Raw genomic sequence first — 7,044 nt, forward strand, 5'->3', positions numbered from 1 at the left:
TGGCCCATTTGCCGGAAAATATGCATAATGAGCACCGTCCCGGGTGTCGAGGTCGCGCTCGGTCTCGTAACGATCTGGTCGAGGTGCTGTACGTATGATCAGCCCCCGCGGTCCGATGGCGACCCGCCGGATGACCGCGCACTGGGTCGTGCTCGCAGCCGCCGCGCTGACGACACTAGTTGCGGCTGCGGTGGCCGCCACGCTAGCGGTATTCGCCGGGCAGGCCCTGCCGCTGGCCGTGCAGCACGACCTGGTCACAGCACCGGACACGACTCTGTCGATGAATGCGCTGGTGAGCGGTCCCAGCCAGGCGGCCCAGGGCAGCGCGACGCTGCGGGCGCAGATCGCCGCGGCGATGCCAGGCATTCCGTTCAGCCTCCAGGAGGCATTCTGGTCCTCTCCGCTGGGACTCGTCCCTGGCGCGCTTCCCGCGACGCCGACGAATGCCGGCAAGGGCAACACGGCGCTGCTGCAGGCAGCCTCGATGAAGGGGATCGCCAGCCACGCGGTGCTCGTCGCCGGGCGGTGGCCGGCGACCTCAGGCGGCACCCGGCCGGGAGCGATCCCCGCCGCCTTGCCCGTCTCGGCGGCAGCACTGCTGCACGTCTCCGCGGGAGACGTGCTGCGACTGCGCGACCAAGGCACGAACGCCCTGGTCAGCTTTGACATCACTGGCGTCTTCACGCGGCGCCACGGGTCCGGCGCAGCGAACTCATACTGGAATCTCAGCTACATCCCGGCCAGCGGCATGTCCACTGAATCCGGGTCCACCACGTACGGTCCTCTTGTCGTGAGCCAGGCGGCATTCGGGACGGCGCTCACGATGAGCAGCGGGTCGTGGGTGGGGCAGCCCGACATGACCGCCTTCTCCGACAGTGACCTCAACCCGGTAGCCGCGAACCTCACCAGCCTGTCGAAGTCGCTGCCGACTGCGAGCTTCCTCAACGGCGCTCAGCTAACCACGAGCCTGCCGTCGGTGCTGTCCGGCGCGGACAGCGACCTGATAGTCGCCCGGTCGGTGCTGGTGATCAGCGCCCTGCAGCTTCTGGTCCTGGCCATCGCGGCACTGCTGGCGGTCGCCCGGCTGCTGGCCGCCCAGCGGGAAGGCGAGTCCGCGCTGCTGGTCGCGCGCGGCGCGACCCGCTCGCAGCTCACCCGGCTCACGGCCGCCGAGGTGGTCCCGCTCTCGGCGCTGGTGTCCATCGCCGGCGCGGTCGCCGGGATCTGGCTCGCCAGCGCGCTTGCCAGTGCGGGACCGCTGGGGACGGCTGGCATCCAGCTGGCGGGCCGACCGGGGAGCTGGTCCGACGCGACCGCGGCGGCGCTCGTCGTCGCGGTCATAGCCGTGGCCGCGCTGCTCGCTCCCGGAGCAACTCCCAGTCCAACTGCCGCGCGGGTCCGGCGTGGCAGGCAGGCCATGGTGGCAGGGGTGGCGCGGGCCGGCCTGGACATAGCCCTTGTGGTACTCGCGGTGCTGGCCGGCTGGCAGCTGCGCCAGTATTCCGCGGCGAGCAATGGCGGGACCGCGGGGATCGATCCGGTGCTCGCGCTGGCGCCCGCACTCGCGCTGGCCGCCGGAAGCGTCGCCGCGCTGCGCCTGCTTCCGCTGGCGGCCCGGACAACGGACCGGCTGGCCGCCCGGGGCAAGGGCCTGGTGACCTCGCTGGCCGGCTGGCAGTTCAGCAGGATGCCGATCCGCCAGGGTAGCGCGGCGCTGCTGCTGATCATGGCGGTTGCCGCTGGCACGCTCGCGCTCGCGCAGCACGAGAGCTGGACCCGGTCGGCTTCCGACCAGGCGATCTTCGCCACTGGCGGCGACGTCCAGGTCAACCTGCCCGCCCAGCTTGAGCCTGGCGGTGTGGGTGCGGTTACCGACGCGCGGGGCGTGACGCACTCGCTGGCGGTGGCGGCCGACATCCAGGCGAGTCCCGGCGAGATGGTCGCGGTCGACTCAGCCCAGGCACCACAGGCCGCCAGGCTGCGCGGTGATGAGTCGCGGCTGCCGGCAGCCAGCCTGTTCCGCGCCATCACGCCATCCGGCGGCCTGCCGGGGGCAGTGCTGCCGGCGCCCCAGCCCGGTGCACGGGCCGGGACGATCCGGCTCACTGCCGCGCTCGGCCTGCATCTGCCGGTATCCATTAGAGATAGCCGCGCGCTGGCGGCCCAGCTCGGGCCGGTCACCGTGACCCTGACCATTCTCGACGCGACGGGCTCCGCCTACCAGGTCGCCGCCGGGACGCTGGTCGCGGACGGACTCGCCCACCTGCTCGTCGGGTCCCTTGGCGGCAATCATGCGCGCTACCCGCTGCGGGTAGCCGCGATCACGGCCACGTACCTGATGCCCTTGCGCGCCGCACCATCATTGACGCTCACCGTCAGCGGCCTGCCGCTGGCAGGCTGGACGGGCGACGCCAGCTCGCCTGCCCTGGACGACTATCAGGCGAGCCAGGGCCTGCCGCTGCCAATCGCGCCGCCAGGCCGCGTGTCAGCGCACGTGACAAGCCGGGCAGCGACATTCACCTTCAGCTCAGGCTATGGGCAAGAGACCACAGGCGGCGTGCCAACGCCGCCGGCCACAGCGATCCCCGCGCAGCTGGTGCTCCTTCCCGCGGCTGCCCGGGTAACGACGATCCCGGCCATCGCGACTGGAGCATTCATGGACGCGAACGGAGCGGTGATCGGCTCAGTCGTGCCCGTGTCCATCGAGGGGGAGGAGGTCTCGCTGCGAGTCGTGGCTGAGGTGACATCGTTCCCGACTGTCACGGCACCGGGTGGCGCGCTCATCACCGATCTCGGCAGCGTCCAGGAGTACCTTGCCCGGCAGTCCGCTCCCCCGCTGCCGGTCACTCAGTGGTGGCTGGCCACCGCTGACGGGAGCGTCCCTCCGGCTTTGACGGCCAGCGTTCCCGCTGGTACTGGCGTCACCAGCGCGGCAGGGCTGGCTACGGCCGTCACCAGTGACCCGCTGTCCGCCGCGCCGCAGCTGGCCCTGCTAGCGATGGCCGCCGCGGCGGCGCTCCTGGCTATCACGGGGTTCTGGGTGTCGATCGCGGCCGACGTGCGCCAGCGCCGCACGGAGGCGGCGCTGCTCGCCGCACTCGGCGTGACCCGGCGCGGGGCAGCCTTGCAGCTATTCCTGGAAAAGCTGCTGCTCAGCCTGCCGTCCTCCGCCCTCGGGGTGCTGCTCGGCTTGCTCGTGGCCCGGCTGATCGTGCCCGCCGTCACGCTCACCCCGACGGCGCAGCAGCCGACGCCGCCCGCCGTCACGCAGTATGACCTGCCGCAGGCTATCGCGCTCGCGCTAGCCGTGGCGGTGCTGCCCGCGGTCGTCGCCGTGCTCGCCGCCACGCGCCGGCCCGACGCCGCCGCCGAGCTTCGTGCCGCGGAGAGCGCATGAGCGCCCTGCGCCGGGTAACTGGCATGGGGATCGCGGGAAGTCTCGCGCTCGCGCTCCTAACCGGGGGCTGCGTGCTTGCCGCCACCGCCGGTCCCCGCGAGGCGCAGGCGACGGGACTGCTCGGTGTGCAGCAGATGATGAACGGGCTGCCGCAGGTTGAAAAGACCATCGTGGTCGCGACCAACTACGTGTCGGTCAACAGCGCTCTCCAGGGCGTTTCCCAGCAGGTGAGTCTTACACCGGCCAACCTTGACGACGTCACCGCCCAGTTGCACCGCGACTTCGGCGCCGGCCCCCTGCCCCTGGCCCCGCAGACGGCGGACTGGACGGCCATGACATCGGGCCCGCGCGGCGTGATCAGCTCGCTGCCCGCCCTGCAGGGGATCCCCGCGCAGGTGGAGGTCACCTACCCGTACCCGGTCACCGACCACATACGACTGGTGGCCGGCAGCATGCCGGACACTTCCCCCGCAAGCGGCATCCAGGTCGTGGTCACCGCGCAGACGGCCAGCGCGTGGGGGCTGCGACCCGGCTCTCGGGTGGCGGTTATCGCCCCCTTGCAGACGACGATCTCCGGGAATGGGCCGCCGAGCCCGTCTTTCAAGCTGAACCTCGACGTCACCGGGATCGTCGAGCCCACCGATCCGGATTCCTCGTTCTGGAAGGCCGATCCGCTGCTAGCGGCACCGAACCTTTATGTGAGCCAGAGCAAGCTGTGGGAGGGCGCGTTCATCGCGGATCCCGGCGAGATCGCCACGATGCAGGAGATCTTCGGCCTGGCGGGCCTGAGCATCCGGTGGGAGTTTCCGGTAGCCACAGCCGGGCTGCGCGCCCAGGCCCCGGCTCTGTACAGCGAGATGAAGCAGTTCACGCTCCAGACTCCCCAGCTGACCGGGCTCCTAGCCCCGATGTCCAACGCGCTGAGCACGTCGTCTGCCCTGCTCGGACCGCTGGCGACGCTTGTCGCGGTCTCGAATGGGGTGAACGTCCTGTTGTGGATGGTCTATGTGGGCCTGGCGGTGGCGGGCGTCGTGATGATGCTTCTCGCGGCCCGGATGGTCGCGGCCCGCCGGTCCGCGGAGATGGCCGTGCGGCGGGCACGTGGAGCGTCACTGGCGCACCTGTTCTGGCGCGGGTCCTTCGGCGCGGCGGTGGCCGGCGTGCCGGCCGCCGCGCTGGCCTGGACGCTCGCCGTGCTCCTCGTCCCTGGCCCTGGCCCCACAGGCTGGGTCGCCTGGTGGCCGGGCATCGCGACGCTGGCAGTCGCTGTATTGGGTCCAGGGGTGGCGGCGGCCTGGCAGCACCGCCTGCCACGGCGCAGGCGGTCCGTGGGGCGGGAGCGCGCACGATGGCGCAGACGCTGGGCAACCAGAGTGATCTTCGAGGTCACCGCCTGCGCCGCGGCCATCGGAGGAATCATCGTCTTGCGGCGACAAGGCGGGGGCGGCGACCTGTATACGAGCGCGGCTCCGCTGCTCGTCGCGGTCCCGGCCGTGATCGTGGTGCTGCGGCTGTACCAGCCGCTGCTTCGCGGGCTGGCGCGGGCATCGGCTCGCCGGCGCGGCGTCATCGGCTTCCTTGGCCTCACCCGCGCCGCGCAGGCCACTGCCACGCTCGCGCTCCCGGCCATAACGCTCGTCCTCACCCTCACCATGGCCGCGTTCACCATCATGGTGCGGGATGCGGTGGTTCGCGGCGAGATCGCGGCGTCATGGCAGGAAACTGGCGCTGACGTGGCCCTCACTTATTCGCCAGGTTTCGGGGCAGGCCCCGCGGCCGTGCGGGCGTTCGCCGCGGTGCCAGGCGTCCAGCATGCCGCGACGGCCGTGGAACTCCCGCTGGACCTCACCGGCGGCGAGCGGGTGACCGCGATCGCTGTCGACCCGGCCAGCTACGCGGCCCTCGTCGCGTCAACGGAGGGCTACTCTCCCGTCAGTCCAGCCCTGCTCACGCAGGTGCCCGGCCAGGCAGCCGTCCCGGTGCTGGCTTCCCCGGCAGCCGCCGCCATCCTCGGCAGACAAGGAAGCGTCCCGATCGCCGCGCAGCAGGGCCTGCCCGCGCTGCGGGTCCGGGTTTCCGGCGAGCTGCAGTCCACCCCGGCGCTGCCAGGCGGCGGGACGTTCCTGGTGCTGCCGCTGTCGGCGATCGGGGGCGTCGGCGCGCCGGTCAACGTGATGCTGCTCACCGGGCCATCAATCGACGTTTCCAGGCTCCACGCCGTGCAAGCGACCATGCCTGGCGCTGACGACCTGACCATCACCACCCGGTCCCAGGTGCTGCAGGAGCTAACCGGGGCACCGCTGCAGCACGGCACGTTCCTGATCTTCACCCTGGCCATCGTGTGCGCCCTCGCGCTCGCGCTGGCCGTAATGCTGCTTGAGCTGGCACTCAGCACCGCAGACCGGGAGCTGACAATGGCGAAGCTGGCCACGATGGGGCTCGATGAACGGCAGCGCGTCCGGCTTTCGGTGCTTGAGGCGTTCCCGGCGATCGCCGCCTCGGCTGTAGCGGCGGTCGCGTGCGCCATCGCCCTGCCGAGGCTCGTCGCCCCGGCGATTAACCTGTCGGCATTCACCCAGTCCCAGACGTCGGTGCCGCTGCGCCCAGACTTCGCGTCGTTCCTGCTCCCGCTGGCAGGACTCCTCGTAGTCACCGTCATCGCGCTCGCCTACGAGATCAGGTCGCGGCGTGGCCGCGTCGCCGCGACTCTGCGGGCATAAGGAGGAAGAGTTGAGCGATTCCATGGCGGGGGCCTCGCTGGAGGAACTGCACTCCGAGGCCCGGCAGGGCGGGCACGCCGAGCTCGGTGCGGGCGCGCTGATCGTCTGCGACCGGCTGGTCCGCATCTACCAGGCCGAGGGCATCGAGGTGCAGGCGCTGCAGGGCCTTGACCTCATCGTCGAGCGCTCCGAGCTGACGGCCCTGGTCGGGGCGTCCGGCAGCGGCAAGTCGACGCTGGTGAACATCCTGGCCGGGCTCGACACCCCGACGGCCGGGTCGGTCCGGGTGGGCGGGCATGACCTCGCAGCCATGTCCGCCCGGCAGCGGCTCGCCTACCGGCGAAGCACCGTGGGATTCATCTGGCAGCAGACGTCACGGAACCTGCTGCCCTACCTGACGGCAGCGCAGAACGTGGACTTGCCGATGAAGCTGGCGGGCCAGGGCAGGAAGGCCCGCCATGCGCGAGCGGCCGAGCTTCTTGAGGTACTGGGCGTGGCGCACTGCACGCGACGCCGGCCGGACCAGATGTCGGGCGGCGAGCAGCAGCGGGTCGCGATCGCCACCGCGATCGCCAACAAGCCAAGCGTCCTGCTGGCGGACGAGCCGACGGGGGAGCTGGACAGCGTCACCGCTGAGTCCGTCTTCGCCGCGCTCAAGACGGCCAACACTGACCTGGGCGTGACCGTCCTGGTCGTGACCCACGACCCCGGGGTCTCCTCGAACGTCCGGCGGGTTATCGCGATCAGGGACGGTCGGACCAGCACCGAGACCTTGCGGCACGACGACGGTGACGGGTCGGCTCTGGGGCACGCCATCGAGTACGCCGTGCTGGACCGGGCCGGGCGGCTCCAGCTACCACGCGATATGACCGACACGCTTGGCATGCGCGACCGGGTCCGGCTGGACCTAGAGCCCGACCACATCGG

The 7,044-nt window shown here is 71.2% G+C and carries 3 protein-coding genes; all 3 read left to right on the top strand.

From position 1 onward, the window contains the following. Window positions 1-94 precede the first annotated feature (94 nt). Window positions 95-3,397, top strand: coding sequence for an FtsX-like permease family protein (locus WA805_RS01755; RefSeq protein ID WP_425241496.1), 3,303 nt, complete (start codon window positions 95-97; stop codon window positions 3,395-3,397). Further along, window positions 3,394-6,117, top strand: coding sequence for an FtsX-like permease family protein (locus tag WA805_RS01760; protein WP_425241497.1), 2,724 nt, complete (start codon window positions 3,394-3,396; stop codon window positions 6,115-6,117). Before WA805_RS01755 ends, WA805_RS01760 begins: the two co-directional genes overlap by 4 nt. Before the next feature lie 10 nt (window positions 6,118-6,127). Further along, the coding region (locus WA805_RS01765) for an ABC transporter ATP-binding protein (protein WP_425241498.1) at window positions 6,128-7,044 on the top strand (917 nt) is incomplete at its 3' end.

The organism is Trebonia sp. (assembly GCF_049794275.1).
In the GTDB taxonomy this organism is placed as follows: domain Bacteria; phylum Actinomycetota; class Actinomycetes; order Streptosporangiales; family Streptosporangiaceae; genus Trebonia.